Source organism: Saccharospirillum sp., assembly GCF_040881935.1.
Classification (GTDB): Bacteria; Pseudomonadota; Gammaproteobacteria; order Pseudomonadales; family Natronospirillaceae; genus Saccharospirillum.
The window spans coordinates 1-19,783 of the sequence record NZ_JBBECH010000033.1; the positions used below are offsets into that span (position 1 = coordinate 1).

Consider the following 19,783-nt stretch of genomic DNA (forward strand, 5'->3'; position numbering starts at 1 on the left):
AAAGCAAGTACGTCGCGACCCATGTAATGACGAAATTCATTTTCCCACCTAACGCCGCGCTCTGCGGCAATTTTGGAGCGCAGCGGAAAAATTGTCCGACAGCAGCGCTTTGTTAGAGCAATTAGCTGAAAGATACTGTGATAATTGACCCAACTATACCTCCAATTATTGCAGCCATAGCCACAATCGCCAGCTCAAATACTTTCCCTGCTTTTTGATCAAAATACCGCAAGAGTTCGGAAGTCTCGTCTACAGGGAATGTTGAATGCTCAAAAATCTCCTTATCAATAAAAACCTTCAAATAGGTCTTATGTTTATCGCTCTCATATATGGAGTTGTAATTCTGCGCGATGGAGCTTTTATCAAAAATACTTTGCCCCTTAAATGATCCAATATTTTTGAAGACTTTCCGAAACAGTTTTGGTTTTAAATAAAGTCTATCTTTAATAGATTTCTTTGAACCATCATCTTCGAAACTTAGTATGGAATGCAAAATCTCTTGTATTTCGTGCCAGCGATGGATTTTCCCTGATTCTTTTAGGTTTAAATCGTAGAAAAATGCTAACTCTTGAGATAGCTGCTCGTATAGATCTTGAAGTGCATCTTCTTTAGAGGAAAATCCATCCTTAGCACAAGCAAAAATAACTTGGTCATAACCGGGCCTATGGATTATCTGAGTTTCAAATAATTCTTCAGTATTCTGACTGTTATTAAGCATTAGATGAAAATCTGCATGAAATGGAGATGGCCCTAAAAGATCAAAAAGGAGGAATGTTTTTACTTTTGATATTTCTCGCAAAAGATACTCTCTAACAACTCGTACGCCTGTTGATGGCCTTGAATCTAGGCCTGCACCTACAGGTTCAATATAGCTTAAAGGTCCATGCCAATCGTGAACGATTTTGATTCTAAAATTCTCACTGCCTGTATCTATATAGTCTTCAGGTAAATCTATTAGATCGGCCTGAATTCGACTGGGTATATAAACGCAGAAACTAAGATCAAAGAATGGTATTTGTGGATAGCAACCCCCACCTTCGTTCAGTCTAGGGTTGGGCGGTGAAATATCCAACTCTAAATTAGCGATACTTTCATCATAGCTACATATAACATCAGATATTGTTGTCAGCGATTCTAGAGTACGGATAATTTCCTCAACATAGTCCTTAACTAAAATCGTTTTCGACTCTCCATTTTCTATCGAGAAGTGAAAACAGCCTACACCAAACGAGTTCATATTGTCTCCGATGTGAATGCTCTAACAGTTTCTTCATCGTCGGTTCCGCCACTGATTCCGGTAAGTATGACCCAAAATCTATCACACCACGCCGCTAAGACTCACTGATAAAGGGCTTGTGGGCAATATCCAGCTCGTTAATCGGCGTATATCAAAACCGGCAAAACCGTCGCTTCAGACGACGATTCCCGGTATCAGTGTCCTCCGCGAGGCTTATTTCGAGATTTCCCCGGTATTTGCGTCGCACTCTGGTGCACAGTGTCACCAAACTCGACAAGTATTGAACCAACACCACGGCTAATCACATTACGCTTAAGGGGCTTTAATAGCTGTATAGAGGCTAATGTAAGAAACAGCGGATACAAATCGTGCAGATTCGCTACCGCCCGGCCGGTTACAGGGCACACCAAGGTGGAATCAGTTGTTTGGTTAAGATGGCATTTTGAGGTTGGGTTGGCAAATTTTTATGTGGTGGGGTGGTAGGGTCTGGGGTTTGTTTTGCTTCCTGTCGCCCAGGGGACTAGCCTCCTACCTGTTGAGTAGGAGGTTTTGGTTGGGCCTGTTACAGCCCTTTTACGGCATAAATGCCCGGGGCGTTGCGCCAGTAGCCTTTGTAGTCCATGCCGTAGCCGAACACGTAACGGTCTGCGCATTGCAGGCCGATGTAGTCGGGGATGATGTCTGGGCGGGCTTTGCGGTCGTGCTGTTTGTCGACCAGTACGGCGATGTGGATTTCGGCGGCACCTTCTTTGTGGGCGTGATCGACAATGGCGCCGAGGGTGGAACCTTCGTCGTATATGTCATCAACAATAAGGATGGCGCGGTCTTTCAGGGATTGTTGTGGATAAGTGCGCCATTCCAGGTCGGCCCCGCGGGTTTGGTCGCGGTAGCGGGTGGCGTGGAGATAGCTGATTTCCAGCGGGAAGCCGAGTTTGGTCACCAGCTTGCCGGTTAGCACCAGGCCGCCGTTCATTACGCTGAAGACGATGGGGTTCTTCCGGGCCAGGTCTTCGGAAATGCCGACCGCCATGTTATCGATGGCTTGCTCGACCTGTGCTTCTGTGAACAGGCAATCTGCTTCATTCCAGACTTGCTGGATATCAGACGGGATGGCGGTCATTGCTGCCTCTGTGGTCAGGTTTTATACGGGGGGCGAACTTTAGCGGCTCCTTGGTTACGGTGCAAGCGGAGCGACAGACTGTTCACTGTTCGGTAGTATAACCGCAGTTTTTACCGACTTATACCAACGGAGAATTCGATGCGCGTTGCCCTCATCTGGGCCATGGCCCGCAATGGCGTCATAGGCCGGGATAACAAATTGCCCTGGTATCTGCCTGAAGACCTCAAATACTTCAAACGGGTCACCACCGGCAAGCCCATCATTATGGGTCGCAAAACCTACGATAGCATTGGCCGACCTTTGCCCAACCGCACCAACATTGTGGTTACCCGGGATGCCAGCCTGTCGCTGCCGGGCGTTAAGGTTGTCACCAGCCTGGAGAAAGCGCTGGATCTGGCGCGGGCCGAATCGGTGATCAGTGATATCGATGAAGTGATTGTGATGGGCGGCGCTGAAATCTATGCCCAGGCGCTGCCGCATGCAGACCGCCTGTATGTGACCCTGGTTCATGCCGAAGTCGAAGGTGATGCCGTCTTCCCACCCGTTGATCTTACTGCCTATACGGAGCTGGCCCGGGAAGACTTCAACGCCGAAGGCCCCAACCCGTACGACTATTCCTTTATCGTTTACGAGCGGCCTCAACCTTGATGGTTATTCTTCAATAAAACCGCGCAAGCCCATCCAGGTGCAGTACAGTGAGGCACTGCCGAAAATGGTAAACCCCGCGACCAGGGGAATCAGGGTGTCGTTGAAAAACAGCCCGACCAGATAAGACAACGGCACCGAAATAAAACTGGTTAACGAGCCGATCAAGGCCGCACCCAGGCCCGCTACTTTGCCCAACGGCTGCATCGCCATGGCATTCAGGTTGCCGAACAACAGGCCTACCGAGAAAAAACCACTACCGCCGATCACCATGAACTGCCAGATTGGCGGCAGCCCGTTTTGCAGCAACGCCAACCCCCAGAGCAGCGCGAAACAACCGATGAATCCAAACAACGCCAAATAGCTGATCAGCCGGGTACCGAAGCGCATCACCAGGCGGCTGTTCACATAAGAGGCTACGCCAATAGAGCCCGCCATGGCGGCAAAGTACAGCGGGAAGCGGTCGCCAACGCCGTAAAGATCCTGGTAGATCACCTGCGCCGAACTCAGGTAGGTGAGAAAGCCACCGAAAATAAAGCCCGCGGCGGCGGTAAACCACATGGCGCTGCGCGTGGTCAGCACCGTCCAGGTGTCGCGCATCAGCACGGCCCAGAGAAAGGGTTTACGCTTGTCTTTGGGCAGGGTCTCCGGGTGGCGCCAGCCGAACCAGACGGTGATGATCAGCGCCAGGCCAATAAATACCGCGAAGATCATCCGCCAGTTGGAGAGTTTCACGACAAGCTGGCCAATCGCAGGGGCGATCATCGGTACGATGATGAACACCATCATGATGAACGACATCACCTGTGCCATGGCACGGCCAATATATCGGTCGCGGATAATCGCGACGGAGACAATGCGGGGGCCGGAGACACCAAAACCCTGTACCAGCCGGCCGATCAGCATCCATTCCAATGTCTGTGCTTGCATCGAAATCACTGAGCCCACGGTAAAGCACATCAGCCCGCTGAAAATCGAAGGCCGGCGGCCAATTACGTCTGATAGCGGGCCATAAAACACCTGACCAAAGGCCATGCCCAATACCAGAAAGGTGATGATCATGTGCGTGCGGGCAACGTCGGTAATGCCGAGGTCTGAAGCGATGGCTGGCATGGCCGGTAGCATGGCATCCATGCTTAGGGCGACCAGTGAGGTCATCAACGCCATCAGCGTTACAAATTCAGGCAGGCGCATCTCGGGGCGAACGGGTTTCGCCGAGGCAACGGGAGTCATGACGGTTCAGTCCAACCAGGGGCAGTGAGAGAGTAAGGATACCAGCAAACGTTCGCGTATTAGCGTTTCGACTTCAACCATCGGGCAATTCATGCGTGCCCCACACTGCCTATTGGTGACCGGGTAGACTAAACTATGCATTGAAGGCTCAACGCCAGGCGACTTTGATCGAACTGCAGGCGCTGTTCTTGCCGTTTGGGCCCCCTTACTGCTCTGTCACTAGCGAGGTAACGATGTCGTCACATGACGTGTTGGCAAAACTGGCATCGCTGCGCCATCAGTTTCAGCAGCGACTTCCTGGCGAATACAAGCGGTTCACCGACCGCTGGGAACACTGGACCCGGCTGGGCGAGGAAGCCGATCGCCAGGCGTTATTGCACCAGGTTCATACGCTGAAGGGTAACAGTGTCACCTTTGGTTTCAGCGAGTTGAGCAACCGTGCTGCGCTGCTGGAGTCGGCACTGGATGCACGGCAACACACTACCGAGTCGGCATCGGCCTGCCTTGCGGATTTTCTCACCGAATTAACCGCCGCGATGACCCAGGACAGCACCGGTGATTCTGCGACACCCGCAGTCACACCTTCGACCGGACTGCTGGCCCAGGAGGTTCCGCCAGCGTCGACGGCAGCGCCCGCTGCCAGACCCCAGTTGGCTTATATCACCGAGCCGGATACGACGCCCGACCAGACGTTGCTCAACAACCTGAATGTACAAGGCTACGAGGTCATTCAGGCGCCACTGTCCAGCAAGGCGACGGCACTCCCCGACTGGGTGTTGGTCGATCTGGCTGAGAGCCAGGGCTCGGTGCGCCGGTTTATGGCGCCCATTCACCGCTGGTTGAAGCACGGTCTTGACGTCATCGTGCTGATCAATGAGCTGGATTTTCAGGCCCAACTGGCGCTGGTGCGGGCTGGGGTTGAGCACTGTTTAATGCGGCCGGTGTCGGTGGATCAATTGCTGCGCCTGGTCAGACCCAGAATGGGGCACGCGCCGGAATTCCAGGGACGGGTGTTACTGATAGACGATCAGGAACAGGTTATGCATTACTACCAAACCCTACTGGAAGCCTCAGGGCTCTGTGTGCAAACGGAAAGCGACCCGGCGCGTGTCTTCCGGCAGATCGAGCAATTCAACCCGGATTTACTGCTGCTTGATATCAACATGCCCAAAGCGACCGGTCCCGAAGTGGCCCGTGTACTGCGTCTGCATGAACGTTTCGAAACCCTGCCCATTTTGTTCCTGACTGGCGATCATCAGCAAGCAGCGCAACGCAGTGATCTGCTCAACACCGGCTCGGATGATCTGTTGTACAAGGGCATGGATGAAACCGAACTGGTGCAGCTGGTCACCGCGCGCGCTGAACGCGCCCGCCAGCTGAGTGATCTGGTGAACCGGGATGCATTGTCGGGGCTGAACAACCACGGTGCGGTGCAACGTGCTTTGAAGCAGGCGTTTGCGCGGGCGCAACGAGAGCAGTCACCAAGCAGTCTGGTGATCTTGGATCTGGATCATTTCAAAGCCGTGAACGATACCCATGGGCATGACATTGGCGATCAGGTGATACGCACCCTGTCGCAATTACTGATGGCCCGCTTTCGCTGTACCGATACGGTCGGCCGCTATGGTGGCGAGGAGTTTGTGATCCTGCTGCCAGATACCCCGACCGATCAGGCTAAAAACCTGACCGATGCCATTCGCGCCGACATGTCCGCCCTGACGTTCACCACCCCAACCGGCCGTTTTACCGTCACCTTCAGTGCCGGCATCAGTGATGCCCGGGGATACAGCAGTCACCTTGAGCAGTTTAAGGCGGCGGATGACGCTTTGTACCAGGCCAAACAGGCTGGGCGTAACCAGGTGGTGATCAGCCCGCCGGTGGTTGCGCCTGCTGCCATAGCTGACGCACCTGATCAGCCAGCGTAAGCGGATCGAACGGTTTGGGAATAACGCCGATGGCCCCCAACGCCTGGTATCCGCTGATCTCCTCGGGCTGGGCTTTGGCCGTCATAAACACCGCGGGTATATCGCTCATGCCGGGCAAGTCGCGCAACCGGCGCAGGGTTTCCGGCCCATCCAGATCCGGCATCATCACGTCGAGCAGCAGCAGATCCGGAATGCGTTCTTCTATCGCTGCCAGACACTCGACACCGGAAGCGCACTGGGTGATTTCCAGACCACCCACGGTCACCAGCGCCAGTTCGGCAATGGCGCGAATGTCCGGGTCGTCCTCTACGTGCACGACATAGCTCAGGGTCATGGGCTGGTATCTCTCATTTCAGCACCATCACTCGGTGCTTTATTCGTTATAGCCGCTCTTAATGCTTAATCCTAGCTCTCTACTCGTAGCTCGTCGCTGTCTGTTCGATGAGAATAACGCGTTTTAAGCCCGCGGTACCACCACTCGAAACTCGGTCAGCCCGGGCCGTGATTCAAAACCAATTTCGCCGCCCATGGTTTGCGCGATGCTCTGGCTAATCGCCAGCCCTAGCCCGGTGCCGCCTTTTTGCCGGCTGCTCCGGTTATCAGCCTGGCTGAAACGCTGAAACACCTGGTCTTTAAAACTATCCGGAATGCCCGGGCCGTGGTCGCGCACGGTCACTGTCACGGTGCTGTCGCTTACCCGGGACTCGATTGTCACTGTTTCACCTTCGGGCGAGAATTTAATGGCATTGGACAACAAATTGGATAGCACCTGTTCAAACCGGTGCGCATCCACCCGAACACTGACCGGTGGCACTTCACCAACCACTACTTGCACCTGGTGCAGGTAAGCGAAACCGGTGATGTTATTAAACGTAGTGGTCAGCAATGCCTGCAAGGGTATCGGTTGTATATCGAATGGCATGCGACCGGCGATGAGTTTATCCATATCCAGAAGATCATTGACCAGAAGAATCAGCCGGTCGGAATTTTTCAGGGCAACCTTCACCATATTGCCAGCAGGCTCGGGCAGGGTACCCAGATGACCCGCTGCAAGTAATTTCAACGACCCGGATATGGACGTCAGCGGTGTACGCAGTTCGTGACTGACCGATGATACCAGTTCGCTCTTCAGCTGATCGATGCGGCGCCGGTTGCTGATGTCTTCATATACCGTCCAGAGCAAGGTAGAGCCATCCACCTCCGGTACTTTCAGGCCAATCACATTGACCGGATACTGATGCCCATCGCGATGCGTAACCCTGGCCTCCACGGGCCCAAACTGTTCCTTTTCGCCCAGCTCACGTAAATCGGGACTGTCGATCAAGTCACCCAGGCTGGCTGATAAATCCCGATTGCTCATGGCAAGTAAAGCATTGCGGTCATAGCCACTTTGCTGAACCATGGCATCATTCACGGTGAGAAATTGGCCTGTCGCCAGGTCCGTCAAAGCGATGCCTATGGGCGACAATTCGAACAAAACGCGCAACCGGGCTTCGCGCTGCTGTAAGCGCCGCTGATCCCGTTCGCGTTCGAGCGCAGATTCAACCCAGTGGCCGAGCAATCGAACGAACGCCAGATCGGTTTCATCAAACGCGATATTCACCTGCTGGGATGTCGAAAAATTCAAGGTACCGTAAACCTCGGAATTCACCCGCAGGCGAATACCAACATAGGTTTCAACACTAAAACGCTGATAACAGGGATGCCGCTGATACTCGGTGCCGGACGTTGAATGAATGACCAGCTCGCCCTCGTTTTGCAATACCAGACTGCAAAAGGTATCACCCAATGCGAACACATCTCCCGAGCTCAACGCTGTTGACACCGGTGCCTGACACCATTGCACGGTATACTGGTCTTGTTCGATCTGGCTGACGATACCGACCTCCAGCCCGAGGTGTTCGCAGCCCAGCGCCAGTGCGCGGTTGAGGCGGTCGTCCACGCTGCTCCGGGCATCGGCGGCAATGTCGTTCAGCACACTCAGGAACTGCAACTGACGGCGTAGATTTTGTCTGGTATTGCGTTCTTCGGTGACGTCGATGCTGAGACCCACCAGGCCAACAATATCGCCGTTCTGGTTGCGCAGCGGCAATTTTGAAATCCGATACCAACTGGTCTGACCCTGCTTATCCACGCCTTCGCTTTCCAGCAAGCACAGGGTTTCACCCTGGTCCAGTACCGCCCGATCTTCCTGGTCGGACTTTACGACGAGATGGTCGGGATACAAGTCACGGTCGTGCTTGCCGAGTACATCGGCTTCCCGGGCAATGCCGAGTTGATCGAGCTCTGCACGGTTGGCGAGCAACTTGCGACCGCTGCGATCCTTGACGTAAATATTCATCGGTATGTTGTCGATGATGGTGCGCAACAGCCGCTCGCGACTCTGCAGAGCCTGGTCGGTTTGCAGGCGTTTGGATTCGCTCTCTTTCAGATCGGAGATGTCCAGGTGTGTGCCCATCACCCACTCTGGTCGTCCGTCGTCCGTCCAGCTGACGACCTTGCCGCGATCCAGAATCCAGACCCAGTGCCCATTTTTGTGGCGCATTCGGCAGACCAACTCATACACCGGGGTTTCACCGTTAAAATGGGCATTGAGCAGCGCTTCTGACGACGCCAGGTCATCCGGGTGCACCAGCTGTCGCCAGGTATTGATCGACACCGGCGCCAGCTCTTCCAACCGATACCCCGCGATCTCGGCCCAGCGTTCGTTAAATACCGACGCACCGGTCTGTACATTCCATTCCCAGATGCCGGCGCGAGTGCCTTCGATGATCGCGCGCAGTTGAACCTGGTCCAGTTTTTCGCGCCGCTGCAATTCGGCTTCGGCCAATTCGGCCAGATCGGACAACAGCGCCCGCTCGCCGCTCGTCAGGGTGCGCGGAGCCGGGTCGATCAGGCAGAGGGTGCCGAGCGCATGGCCGCCCCGGGAATGCAGCGGCATACCGGCGTAAAAACGAACCTTGGGGTCTCCCGTAACCAACGGGTTGTCGGCGAAACGGGGGTCGGCCAGTGCGTCTGGAATTTCAAACAGGCCTTCACCCAGAATGGCATGGCCACAAAACGACACCGTACGCGGCGTTTCAGTCGCATCGAGCCCCTGCCGCGATTTGAACCACTGCCGGTTGGCATCAATCAGACTGATCAGCACGGTTTGCACGCCCAGCGCCTGGCGCGCAATGCGCGTGACCCGTTCGAATGTCGCTTCGGTGGGGGTGTCCAGAATGTCGAGGCTGTTCAGCGCGATCAATCGCTGACGTTCGTTGTCGGGAAAGGCGGGTGCTTGCATCAATACCGTCGTCGTGTCGGGTTATTGCCATACAGTCTAGCATTGCACGGCACGCCTGGGGCGGTATTGATGCGGGCGCGCTCGGGTTCAGGCGGTTCGCTAAGTTGGCTGTACAGGAGCCGGTTGTAACCGCTCGCGGGCCATGGTGTCGGCCAGGTCGCTGGTGGCCATGTTGTCACGTTCCGACCGCTCGAACAGCGCCATCAGGGTGTCGTAAATGCCCTCGATGTGTTGGTTAACGATGTCGGTATCGTAATTACCCTGCTTTTCATAGCAGACGTCGATGATGCCTCCGGCGTTGATCACATAATCCGGCGCGTAACAGAGGCCTTTGGCATGCACCCGTCGACCGGTTTCGGCGGTATCGAGCTGGTTATTGGCTGAGCCGGCGATGATGCTGGCCTGCAGTTGTTCAAGCGTGTGCGGGTTCACCGTGGCCCCGAGCGCACAGGGTGCGAAAATGTCCATCGGCTGGCTATATATGTCATCAAGCCCGACGGCTTTGGCATCGAGTTCCCGTTCGGCGCGGTGCACAGCCTCGGCATTGATGTCGGTGACAATCAGATGAGCACCCGCTTCGGCCAGCATCTCGGCCAGTCGATAGCCAACATTGCCCAGGCCCTGAATGCCCACGATCAGGCCATTCAGGTCATCCCGCTTCAAGCGGTACTCAACCGCCGCCTGGATACCAAGAAAACAGCCGTAGGCGGTAGCTGGCGACGGATCACCAGACTTGGTATGGCCTTCGAGGGTTTGTTTATCGTCGCAGCCCGACACGTGGGTGGTGACTTCGCGTACGATTTTCATATCAGCCACGGACGTGCCTGAGTCTTCTGCGGCAATGTACAGACCACCCAGGCGCTCCAGAAAGCGGCCAAAAGCCCGCATCTGTGCCGGTGTTTTCTGCATTTTCGGGTCGCCGATAATCACCGACTTGCCGCCGCCCAGCGGCAACCGCGCCAGGGCGCTCTTGTAACTCATGCCGCGCGACAGGCGCAGCACATCAGTTAGCGCATCGGCGTCGTTCAGGTAAGGGTAGTAACGGGTGCCGCCCATCGCCGGGCCGAGTTGTGTATTGTGAATGGCGATGATGGCGCGCAGACCGGAGTCTGGGTCGCAGACGTAGCTGACGTGTTCATGCTGGTCGAACTCGACATGATCAAACAGGCTCATGACGATGATCCTTTTGTTGGGAGAGTGCCGGGGTCACCGGTACTGAGTAGTGGCTTAGGCCATGTTGGCCCTTGTGGGGCCTTGGCTGTAACCTTAATTCGTTAGGCGGGTTTGTCCAGTGTTATTAGCTATAGGCTGGCGTACGTCGTCGAGTAAGGCTTCGATCTCGGCTTTGAGCACCGCGATCGACGAGCCGATCTGTCATTATACCGCCATAAGCTGAATACCCCGCTTCAGAGCGGTGTCAACTGAACTCTTTCATCCGAATAAGGTCTGCAACAATGACGCCCAGTACGGCAACACAGATCAACGAACGCTGGCGCGGAGCCTGGGAAGTTTTCTGGCGCTTCCTGTTGCTCGGCTGCACCAGCTTCGGTGGTCCTGCGGCTCACCTTGGCTACTTTCGCACGGCCTTTGTGGTTCGTTTGCAATGGCTCAGCGAAGAGCATTACGCCCACCTGTTAGCACTGAGTCAGTTTTTACCCGGCCCTGGTTCCAGCCAGGTTGGCTTTGCCATTGGTCAGCACCGGGCAGGTTTGCCTGGCGCTATTGCGGCGTTTATCGGGTTTACCCTGCCATCCTTTGTGATTATGACCGCTGTAGCGGTAACCAGCCTAACAACAACGGCGGCCTGGGTCCCGGGAGTCATTATGGGCCTTAAGTGGCTGGCTGTGGTGGTCGTGCTGGATGCCGTGACCGGTATGTTCAGCCGTTTTTGCAACGCCAAAGACACCCAGGCCATTGCCCTGCTGACGCTAGCCACTCTGGTGGTCTGGCCCGGGGTTGGCGGGCAATTGCTGGTGTTGCTGCTTGCCGCAGCCTGGGGTGCCAGTCGCCGCGCAACTGCACCGGGCAAGGTTTCCAAGGGTGCCCGGGGGCGAGTGCGCTGGCTGTCGCTGGCTATGTTCCTGTTGCTGGCCGGGCTAGGTGCACTGGGCTGGCTGGGTGAACTCTGGCCTGCTTTTTACCAGGCCGGGGCACTGGTGTTTGGCGGAGGTCATGTGGTGTTGCCGCTGTTGCAAGCGACCGTTGGTGATGCCATCAGCCAGGATGCCTTCCTGCTTGGTTATGCGGTGGCGCAGGCACTGCCCGGTCCCTTGTTTTCTCTGGCCGCTTACCTGGGGGCCTTGTTACAGCCCGAGACTCCACTGCTCGGTGCGGCTCTGGCGACGTTGGCTATCTTTCTGCCGGGATTCCTATTGTTACTGGCGGTGCGTGATTACTGGCAGGCCTTGCTGGCCCGGCCTCGCATCAACGGCGCGGTCTTCGGGATCAATGCCGCTGTGGTTGGTCTGCTGATGGCGGCGCTGTATCAGCCGGTGTTTTTGCAGGGCGTGCAGGTGCCCTGGCATCTGGCACCGGTGGTCATTGGTGTGTTGCTGTTGCGCAGCCAGCGTGTGCCGCTGGTGGTTCTGGTGCTTGGTTTTGCCTTCAGCGGTATCACACTGAATGCGTTGCCTCTGGCAATCTGACGGCCTGCTTAGGTGAAGAAGGCACAATCAAGTTATCCACAGGGGTGTCGTTTGTGTCCGGCCCAAAAACCGCACAGCGGCGGCGTTTGGACGGTTACTGCACGATAAGCGCCTGTTTGGGTCGATTGTTTATTGTGCATAGGGTCACATACCGGTAGCGTCGGTATTCGTACCTGACTACCTGGCCAGGGTTCCATATCCCAGAGGCGTAGCCAGCGTTTTTAGTGCACCCCGATTGCGTCCGATTGGCGACAACCCGGGTCTATACCAGACTGAACCCTATGAAAGCAGATCAATGCGTACCCGAGCGTAGCCCAGGTGTCGATTTCGACAACATCGAATACCTGTTCAATGAAAGTGCCGGTGCATTCATCGCCCAGGTGCGCCATATGAACGAGCTGAACATGCCGGCCATGAGCCGACTACTGTCCGTCTCCAAAAAAACGTACATGGAAATGGAGAAGGGTAAACGCCAATACCGCATGCACATTATCAACTGGTGGTGTTTTGTGATGGGCATGTCGCCTCTGCATTTGTTGGCACAATCAAATTATTTCAGTCACCTGCCCATTGGCGACTACCGCAACATTCGCCAGGTTCGGCTGGCGTTGCTGTTGCAACGGGTGTCACCGGGTGATTGCCTGGCGGCATTGCAAACCATGATCGATCATTGCCCGCGGCCCATCGGCCGGGATGCAGATGACTCAGTGTGCATACAGCCCAGCGAGCTGGCGGGTGTCCGGCCGTTTTTTCACGACAAAGATTACTACCGCATGGTGGCGGATGGCCTGCTTTGCTTCCTTCAGAACAACCAGTTGACCCGGCGCGAGCTAGCCCAGCATCTGAACGTTACGCCGCGCACTGTACGACGCATCTTATCCGGTGATGTCACCCTTAACTTTAACTACTACGCCCGATTTTACCTGTCGACCGGCGTCTACCCACTGCGCATTCTGGACAACAGCCCGTACCTTAAAATCCGCCTGAAACTGGAGCAGCGTCTGTTTCTCATCAACGATCTGATCGCCGGTTACGCCAGTTCCCCCGATGTGCTGGATGAGTTGCTGCTTTCGCTTACTCACCTGCCTGTAGATGCTGGCTGGCGCAAGTTGTTCGAACACTGATTTCATCCAGCATCCAGCGTATCGCTTACCCCCTTTTTCCCGTACTCGCTATTACACAAAATACTTTCGAACACGAAACTTTATTGCTTCCATCTATTTTCTCAGTCACTCACTGTTCCAATTTATCACTTTGCTTATAATTTGATCTAAGTAATTGAAATGAGCACCTTTTCAGTTTCGGAAAGTTGCTTGGTCAAGCAAGGCCCCAGTACGCTTCTTTGGGGGCGATAATTTTAGGGGAATCAGCTTTTATAACGCTTTCAGTTCACCTCATCCGGTGGCCAAAGCACGGCTTGGCGTCTGTCGGCTTGTTTACCGCAATGCCCTGACAACGGGCTCTTACATCGCTGCAAGCTTCCATCTTTCAAATTATCCGAATTAATTTAATGCCTATTTCCTTGCCAGAGCTGAATTGTTTTGCCATTCTGATATAGCTCTAAAGGATTTTGGGGGATGATGAGTCGATGGATGTCGGCCTATTTCAAACCCTCAGCCCTAACCAACAGAAACCCACCCGGAGTGTTCGACCAGCCCCGGGGTGAATGGAGGTTAATACATGAAAACATCTGCATCGTTTACCAGAATTCTGGGCGTATCCGCCCTTGCCGCAGCGACACTGGGTGCTGCCAGCATGGCCCAGGCTGCCAACTGGCGGTATGCACACGAAGAATATGAAGGCGACGTCCAGGACGTCTACGCCTATGCATTCAAAGAATACATTGAAGACAATTCAGACCACACCCTTCAGGTCTACCGTTTCGGTGAACTCGGCGAGTCCGACGACATCATGGAGCAGACCCAGAATGGTATTCTGCAGTTTGTGAACCAGTCTCCCGGCTTCACCGGTTCGCTGATTCCTGAAGCTCAAATCTTCTTCATTCCCTATCTGATGCCTACCGACATGGATACCGTGGTTCAGTTCTTCCGCGAAAGTAAAGCCATTAACGAAGACTTTCCGGAGCTCTATGCGGAGCAAAACCTTGAGCTGCTGCAAATGTATCCCGAAGGTGAAATGGTGGTCACGGCCGACGAACCCATCACTGAACCGGCCGATTTTGATGGCAAGAAAATCCGCATCATGACCAACCCATTGCTGGCCTCCACCTACGAAGCCTTCGGTGCCACGGCTACGCCGTTACCCTGGGGTGAAGTGTACGGTGCGCTGCAGACCAACATGATTCAGGGGCAGGAAAACCCGATTTTCTGGATTGAATCTGGCGGTTTGTACGAAGTGTCACCCAACCTGACCTTTACCGGCCACGGCTGGTTCACTACAGCGGCCATGGCCAATCAGGACTTTTACAACGGTCTGTCTTCAGAAGATCAGCAATTGATTCAGGACGCAGCTGACTATGCCTTTGAGGAAATTCTGGTGCACATCGACGGCTTGGCTGACGAAGCACTGGCAGCGATCGAAGCGGCCAGCGATGACGTGACGGTCACCCGTCTGACCGATGAACAGATCGAGCTGTTCAAGGCGCGGGCGCCCCAGGTGGAAGAAACCTTCATCGAGATGACCGGCGAAAGCGGTGAAGCCCTGCTGAATCAGTTCAAGGCTGACCTTGAAGCCGTTACCAACTGAGACAGAAGGTTTTCCGGTGGCGCACAGGTGCCACCGGAGACGCATCGGGTGGTCGTAAAACCACTTGCGTCACTGTCGGGGCTCCGGCCCTGACCATTATCCAGATCCAACCCCAGACGATGTGTCTGCTTAACACCTTATAGCAGCCGCACCGCTTGCTCTGGATACCAGACACAGCCTGCACGCCGCAGGCTGTCTTTGGCCCTGAAATACACGGATCTGTTCATATGAGCCTTTGCTCAGCGTTCGTTACGCACAGGAGCCATGTCAATGTCCGACCCGTCTAATGAGATGGATGACACCGGAACCTTTGAATCCGGATTGCCCGGTATTCTGGGTGTCATCGACGTCGCCATCAGTAAAGCCGAGGCCGTCATTCTGGCCCTCGGCGTTATCCTGATGGCCGTTAATACCTGCATCAACGTCATTCTCCGCTTTGTGTTCGGGGAAGGCTTGTTTTTCTCCGGTGAAATCAACCGGATTCTGATCATCATGATTACCTTTGCCGGTATCGGCTATGCAGCCCGCCACGGCCGTCATATTCGTATGTCAGCCATCTACGATGTGCTGCCTACCATGCCACGCCGCATTCTGATGATCGTGATTGCCCTGTTTACCTCGGCCGTGATGTTTTTTCTTTGCTATTACTCCGTTGGCTACATTACCGACCTGTACAGTCGCGGCCGTATCTTGCCCGCATTGGGATTCCCGATCTGGATCATCTATGTCTGGGTGCCCATCGGTTTTACCGTCACCGGGACCCAGTATTTGTTGACCGCAATCAAGAACATGACGTCGACCGATGTGTATCTGTCTACCGGGGTAGTGGATGGTTATGCCGACACCGAAAAAGAAGTGTAATCGGGAACCGTTTTTTCCTGGTGCCTTGGTGAAAGGCTGACGTCTCGGTTGAAAAAACACATCGTTTAAAAGAAAACAAAAAATGAGGCAATCATGGCCACGACCCTGATGTTCATAATGATAGGACTGCTGCTACTTGGCTTTCCTATGATGATTCCGCTGACCACCGCTGCGCTGGTTGGCTTCTACATGATGTTCGATGGCTTCGGACAGAACACCACCTTTATTCAACAGATGATGGGCGGCATTCGACCCGCCTCGTTAATCGCCGTACCCATGTTCATTCTGGCAGCCGACATTATGACCCGCGGTCAGTCGGCCAATCGTCTGATCGACATGGTGATGTCCTTTATTGGTCATGTGAAAGGTGGCCTGGCGATCAGTACGGCCACCTCCTGTACCCTCTTTGGTGCGGTATCCGGTTCGACTCAGGCAACCGTGGTTGCCGTGGGTTCGCCGCTGCGTCCCAAGATGCTGAAAGCCGGGTATTCGGATTCGTTCACCCTGGCGCTGATCATCAACGCCAGTGACATTGCCTTCCTGATTCCTCCCAGCATCGGCATGATCATCTACGGGGTTATTTCCGAAACCTCCATTGCCGAGCTGTTTATTGCCGGTGTCGGCCCGGGCCTGATGATTCTCGTGTTCTTCTCGCTCTATGCCCTGATTTACGCCTACCGGCATAACGTACCGACAGAGCCTAAAGCCAGCTGGAACGAACGCGGTAAAGCCGTGGCAGGCGCCCTGTGGCCGCTGATGTTTCCGGTCATCATTGTCGGTGGTATTTATGGCGGTATTTTCAGCCCGACTGAAGCGGCAGCTGTCTGCGTGCTGTACGCCGTGTTTCTGGAATTCATTGTATTTCGTGAATTGAAATTGCCCGATATGTATCGCATCGCCAAGTCGACCGGGCTGATCACGGCCGTGGTGTTTATTCTCGTTGCGGTTGGCAATGGCTTCTCCTGGATCATCTCTTTCGCGCAGATTCCCCAGGCCATTCTGGAAGCGGTTGGTGTCAACGAAATGGGTGCTGTAGGGGTTCTGGTTTCCATCTGTGTCGCCTTCTTTATTGCCTGCATGTTTGTCGACCCGATTGTGGTCATTCTCGTATTAACACCCATTTTTGCACCCGCCATTGCCGCTACCGGACTGGACCCGGTACTGGTGGGTATTCTGATCACCCTGCAGGTTGCCATTGGCTCGGCCACACCACCCTTTGGTTGTGACATCTTTACCGCCATTGCCATTTTTAAACGTCCGTACTGGGAAGTTATTCGCGGTACACCGCCGTTTATCTTTATCCTGATTTTCTCAGCCGCGCTGCTGATTATGTTTCCGCAAATTGCCTTATTCCTGCGGGATCTCGCGTTCCGTTGAGTGCATTACTGATAGGGAGACCGATCCATGTTTAAGAAAATACTGGTGGCTGTAGACGGCTCCAAGGCTGCACTGCGCGCCATGGAACAGGCTATTGAATTCCAGCAAATGACACCCGAAGCGGAAATTTATCTGATCTGTGTTTACAAGCACCACAGCCTGTTTGCGGCATCTTTATCCGTTGGTCGGCCCGAGGATCTGCAAATACCGGATGACACCCTGGCTGGCTATGCCAAGGAAATCGTCGAGCATGCCAAGAACGTCGCGACTGAAAAAGGCGCTAAAAAGGTTCGGGGGTTTGTGAAAGGCGGACGACCCTCCAAAATGATTGTGAAATTTGCCAAAGACAAGGGCATCGACCTGATCGTCATGGGTGCGCATGGCACCCACTCCGATAAAGACGGCCTGTTGCTGGGCAGTGTGTCACACCGGGTAGCCAGTCTGGCGCATTGCCCGACATTAATTGTCTGATTGGCGCTAAACTGACCGGAACCTTCAGGCTCCGATTTCATCAGGGAGATTGACCATGGCTGCGCGAACTGACTTCGATATCCCTGCCCAAATGTCCGCCATGGTGCTGACCGGTCATGGCGGCATCGACAAGCTGGAATACCAGACCACTGTACCGACGCCCCGTCCCGGGCCCGGTGAAGTGCTGGTAAAGGTGACGGCGACGGCAAAAAACAACACCGATCGCAAGGCACGCGAAGGCCTGTACCCCACGCAAGATAAAAACGACGTTACCTCCTTTCAAATGGGTGGCAAGGCAACCCTGACCTTTCCGCGCATTCAGGGGGCCGATGTGGTTGGACGCGTTGTGGCCGTTGGCGATGGGGTCAGCAGCGAGCGCCTGGGTCAACGCGGCCTGCTCGACTTTAATCTCTACCCGGACGCCCGGCGCACCATCAATTTGGTGCCAGACTACTACGGTCACGGTGCCAACGGCGGTTACGCTGAATACATCGCAGTGTCTTCCGATCAGTTTCACCACATCGATAACACCGAGCTGGCCGATGCGCCGCTGGCGGCCCTGGGCATGTGCTCTTACCAGACTGCGCTGCACATGCTGACCTCGGCCCGGGTTAAGGCCGGGGAGCGCATTCTGGTCACCGGCGCCAGTGGCGGCGTCGGTACGGCGCTGATTCAGTTGTGTCGTATTCTGGGTGCCATTCCCTACGCGCTCAGTCAGGCCGACAAAGCTAAGGCACTGTTGGCGCTCGGCGCTGAAGCTGTGCTCGACCGCAACAACATGCAGAATTTTACCGACCGCGTACAGGACGTTACCGACGGCCACCCGATCGACGCGGTGATGGATCTGGTTGGGGGTGAGGCCACCGATCAGTTCATCGACACCATGATTGTCGATATGCACCGGCGTAACGACAACCCCCGTCTCAGCATCGCCGGTGCCAGCGGTGGTAATATCAGTGAGGTCCTGTGGACACGCATCTATCTGTATCAGGTGCAGATTTTCGGCGTGTCACACGGCACCCGGGAAGAGGCCGACCAACTGATCGACTGGATTCGGGCCGGTGAACTGAAGCCGGTGTTGCACGCAGCGTTCAAACTATCTGACCTGCACCATGCAGAAGACTACTTCATGCACCGCGCCAGCAACTACCTGGGCAAAATTGTCATCGTACCGGATGCGCAATGGTCGGAACACGGCGCACCCTATGCGTTGGAGAACGCCGGATGAGCACACCGAAAAACCCCTCCAAGCTCACGCTGCAATTACTCGATACTCACGCCGGTGGCGATGTTAGCCGCATTGTGACTGGCGGCATTGCGCCCCTGCCCGGCGCCACCGTGCGCGCCCAGATGGAATACCTGCGCGATCACGCCGACGGCCTGCGGACCCTGCTATTGGAAGAACCCTATGGCATTCCGGAAATGTCGGTCGACTTGCTGGTGCCCGCCACCGACCCGAGAGCAGCGGCCGGTTACATTATTATGGAAGTGATGGGCTACCCGATTTATTCAGGCTCGAACACCCTGTGCACGGCCACGGCGGTGTTGGAATTGGGCTTGGTGGAGAAACAGGAGGGTGAGCAACACTTTATACTGGAGTCGCCAGCGGGCCTGGTCAATATTACCGCCCGGGTTAGCAACAACATCGTCGAATCAGTGACCTGCGAGGGCCTGCCCAGTTACATCGATACCTATAAAGCGACGCTGATGGTACCCGGCCTTGGCGACGTCACTTACAGCGTTGCTTACAGCGGAGGGTTTTACGCACTGGTGGATGCCACCGACCTGGGGTTCAACTTAACACCGAATGAAGAGCGTGCCCTCAACGACTGCGCCCACGCCATCGTCACCGCCATTCAGGCCGAACCGCCCTTTTCCCATTACAGCCTGGGCGATGTTGGGCCATTACCCTTCCTGCATTTTATGGGGCCGGTAGAGACCGTGAGCGATGGGTACTATCGTTCCCGTTCCGCGACTTACGTGCACCCCGGCGTCATTTGCCGCAGCACCACCGGTACCGGCACCTCGGCAAGGCTGGCGTTAATGCACTATGAAGGGCTAATTGAGCCCGGCGATAAACTGGAAACCGTCTCCCTGCGTGACACCCGCTTTGTGGGTGAATACACCGGAGTACAACAGCAAGGCCGGTTTCCGGTGATTGAAAACAACATTACCGGAAAAAGTTATGTGATTGCGAAGTCGGATATCATCGTTAACCGCGACGATCCCATGGTCACCAGCCAGGGGCTCGATGCCCTGCTGACCGCGCCATAGCCT

Annotated in this window: 16 protein-coding genes; 10 read left to right on the forward strand and 6 right to left on the reverse strand. The window is 55.0% G+C overall.

All coding sequences use genetic code 11. The features are described from left to right. Positions 1-121 precede the first annotated feature (121 nt). Together WEB54_RS05215 and WEB54_RS05220 are read right to left on the reverse strand one after the other, a co-directional pair. Positions 122-1,237, reverse strand: coding sequence for a hypothetical protein (locus WEB54_RS05215; protein ID WP_368053905.1), 1,116 nt, complete (start codon positions 1,235-1,237; stop codon positions 122-124). A 562-nt stretch (positions 1,238-1,799) separates the two neighbouring features. Next, a complete protein-coding gene (locus tag WEB54_RS05220) occupies positions 1,800-2,357 on the reverse strand; it encodes a hypoxanthine-guanine phosphoribosyltransferase (protein WP_368053733.1) in 558 nt (185 codons plus the stop codon). 138 nt (positions 2,358-2,495) lie between these two features. On the opposite strand from WEB54_RS05220, the gene WEB54_RS05225 reads away from it, so the two are divergent. Then, complete coding sequence (locus WEB54_RS05225; protein ID WP_368053735.1) at positions 2,496-3,005, forward strand: dihydrofolate reductase; 510 nt, start codon at positions 2,496-2,498, stop codon at positions 3,003-3,005. Between the two features lie 3 nt (positions 3,006-3,008). Here WEB54_RS05225 and WEB54_RS05230 read toward each other — a convergent pair whose 3' ends face one another. Beyond that, on the reverse strand, positions 3,009-4,235 hold the full coding sequence (locus tag WEB54_RS05230) for a multidrug effflux MFS transporter (RefSeq protein WP_368053907.1): 1,227 nt from the start codon (positions 4,233-4,235) through the stop codon (positions 3,009-3,011). Positions 4,236-4,468: 233 nt separating this feature from the next. On the opposite strand from WEB54_RS05230, the gene WEB54_RS05235 reads away from it, so the two are divergent. Next, positions 4,469-6,160, forward strand: coding sequence for a diguanylate cyclase (locus WEB54_RS05235; protein ID WP_368053909.1), 1,692 nt, complete (start codon positions 4,469-4,471; stop codon positions 6,158-6,160). Here the strand turns inward: WEB54_RS05235 and WEB54_RS05240 are convergent. From WEB54_RS05240 to WEB54_RS05250, 3 genes are all read right to left on the reverse strand, one after another. Then, positions 6,102-6,494, reverse strand: a complete 393-nt coding sequence (locus WEB54_RS05240; protein ID WP_368053741.1) for a response regulator — start codon at positions 6,492-6,494, stop codon at positions 6,102-6,104. The two genes, WEB54_RS05235 and WEB54_RS05240, sit on opposite strands and share 59 nt — an antisense overlap. 123 nt (positions 6,495-6,617) lie before the next feature. Next, a complete protein-coding gene (locus tag WEB54_RS05245; RefSeq protein WP_368053911.1) occupies positions 6,618-9,446 on the reverse strand; it encodes a PAS domain S-box protein in 2,829 nt (942 codons plus the stop codon). Positions 9,447-9,545: 99 nt separating this feature from the next. Further along, on the reverse strand, positions 9,546-10,619 hold the full coding sequence (locus tag WEB54_RS05250) for a Leu/Phe/Val dehydrogenase (RefSeq protein WP_368053744.1): 1,074 nt from the start codon (positions 10,617-10,619) through the stop codon (positions 9,546-9,548). Positions 10,620-10,900: 281 nt separating this feature from the next. On the opposite strand from WEB54_RS05250, the gene chrA reads away from it, so the two are divergent. The 8 genes from chrA (at position 10,901) to WEB54_RS05290 (ending at position 19,780) form a co-directional block, all read left to right on the forward strand. Beyond that, a complete protein-coding gene (gene chrA, locus WEB54_RS05255; RefSeq protein ID WP_368053746.1) occupies positions 10,901-12,091 on the forward strand; it encodes a chromate efflux transporter in 1,191 nt (396 codons plus the stop codon). A 281-nt stretch (positions 12,092-12,372) separates the two neighbouring features. Beyond that, the gene (locus WEB54_RS05260; protein WP_368053748.1) at positions 12,373-13,215 is read left to right on the forward strand and encodes a hypothetical protein; all 843 of its coding nucleotides are present in this window, start codon (positions 12,373-12,375) and stop codon (positions 13,213-13,215) included. A 556-nt stretch (positions 13,216-13,771) separates the two neighbouring features. Next, positions 13,772-14,797, forward strand: a complete 1,026-nt coding sequence (dctP, locus tag WEB54_RS05265; protein ID WP_368053750.1) for a TRAP transporter substrate-binding protein DctP — start codon at positions 13,772-13,774, stop codon at positions 14,795-14,797. 270 nt (positions 14,798-15,067) lie between these two features. Next, positions 15,068-15,658 carry a TRAP transporter small permease gene (locus WEB54_RS05270; protein WP_368053752.1) on the forward strand — a complete coding sequence of 197 codons (591 nt, stop codon included), beginning with the start codon at positions 15,068-15,070 and terminating at the stop codon, positions 15,656-15,658. Between the two features lie 93 nt (positions 15,659-15,751). Next, a complete protein-coding gene (locus WEB54_RS05275; protein ID WP_368053754.1) occupies positions 15,752-17,035 on the forward strand; it encodes a TRAP transporter large permease in 1,284 nt (427 codons plus the stop codon). A 27-nt stretch (positions 17,036-17,062) separates the two neighbouring features. Further along, on the forward strand, positions 17,063-17,506 hold the full coding sequence (locus WEB54_RS05280; protein ID WP_368053756.1) for a universal stress protein: 444 nt from the start codon (positions 17,063-17,065) through the stop codon (positions 17,504-17,506). 55 nt (positions 17,507-17,561) lie between these two features. Further along, entirely contained in the window at positions 17,562-18,734 is a 1,173-nt protein-coding gene (locus tag WEB54_RS05285) for a zinc-binding dehydrogenase (RefSeq protein WP_368053914.1), read from the forward strand. After that, positions 18,731-19,780, forward strand: coding sequence for a proline racemase family protein (locus WEB54_RS05290; RefSeq protein WP_368053760.1), 1,050 nt, complete (start codon positions 18,731-18,733; stop codon positions 19,778-19,780). Before WEB54_RS05285 ends, WEB54_RS05290 begins: the two co-directional genes overlap by 4 nt. Positions 19,781-19,783 lie beyond the last annotated feature (3 nt).

Excerpts from the sequence above, each read along its gene's own strand:
- WEB54_RS05215 (WP_368053905.1), bottom strand. The coding sequence starts at position 1,237 with ATGAACTCGTTTGGTGTAGGCTGTTTTCACTTCTCGATAGAAAATGGA.
- WEB54_RS05220 (WP_368053733.1), bottom strand. The coding sequence starts at position 2,357 with ATGACCGCCATCCCGTCTGATATCCAGCAAGTCTGGAATGAAGCAGAT.
- WEB54_RS05225 (WP_368053735.1), top strand. The coding sequence starts at position 2,496 with ATGCGCGTTGCCCTCATCTGGGCCATGGCCCGCAATGGCGTCATAGGC.
- WEB54_RS05230 (WP_368053907.1), bottom strand. The coding sequence starts at position 4,235 with ATGACTCCCGTTGCCTCGGCGAAACCCGTTCGCCCCGAGATGCGCCTG.
- WEB54_RS05235 (WP_368053909.1), top strand. The coding sequence starts at position 4,469 with ATGTCGTCACATGACGTGTTGGCAAAACTGGCATCGCTGCGCCATCAG.
- WEB54_RS05240 (WP_368053741.1), bottom strand. The coding sequence starts at position 6,494 with ATGACCCTGAGCTATGTCGTGCACGTAGAGGACGACCCGGACATTCGC.
- WEB54_RS05245 (WP_368053911.1), bottom strand. The coding sequence starts at position 9,446 with ATGCAAGCACCCGCCTTTCCCGACAACGAACGTCAGCGATTGATCGCG.
- WEB54_RS05250 (WP_368053744.1), bottom strand. The coding sequence starts at position 10,619 with ATGAGCCTGTTTGATCATGTCGAGTTCGACCAGCATGAACACGTCAGC.
- chrA (WP_368053746.1), top strand. The coding sequence starts at position 10,901 with ATGACGCCCAGTACGGCAACACAGATCAACGAACGCTGGCGCGGAGCC.
- WEB54_RS05260 (WP_368053748.1), top strand. The coding sequence starts at position 12,373 with ATGAAAGCAGATCAATGCGTACCCGAGCGTAGCCCAGGTGTCGATTTC.
- dctP (WP_368053750.1), top strand. The coding sequence starts at position 13,772 with ATGAAAACATCTGCATCGTTTACCAGAATTCTGGGCGTATCCGCCCTT.
- WEB54_RS05270 (WP_368053752.1), top strand. The coding sequence starts at position 15,068 with ATGTCCGACCCGTCTAATGAGATGGATGACACCGGAACCTTTGAATCC.
- WEB54_RS05275 (WP_368053754.1), top strand. The coding sequence starts at position 15,752 with ATGGCCACGACCCTGATGTTCATAATGATAGGACTGCTGCTACTTGGC.
- WEB54_RS05280 (WP_368053756.1), top strand. The coding sequence starts at position 17,063 with ATGTTTAAGAAAATACTGGTGGCTGTAGACGGCTCCAAGGCTGCACTG.
- WEB54_RS05285 (WP_368053914.1), top strand. The coding sequence starts at position 17,562 with ATGGCTGCGCGAACTGACTTCGATATCCCTGCCCAAATGTCCGCCATG.
- WEB54_RS05290 (WP_368053760.1), top strand. The coding sequence starts at position 18,731 with ATGAGCACACCGAAAAACCCCTCCAAGCTCACGCTGCAATTACTCGAT.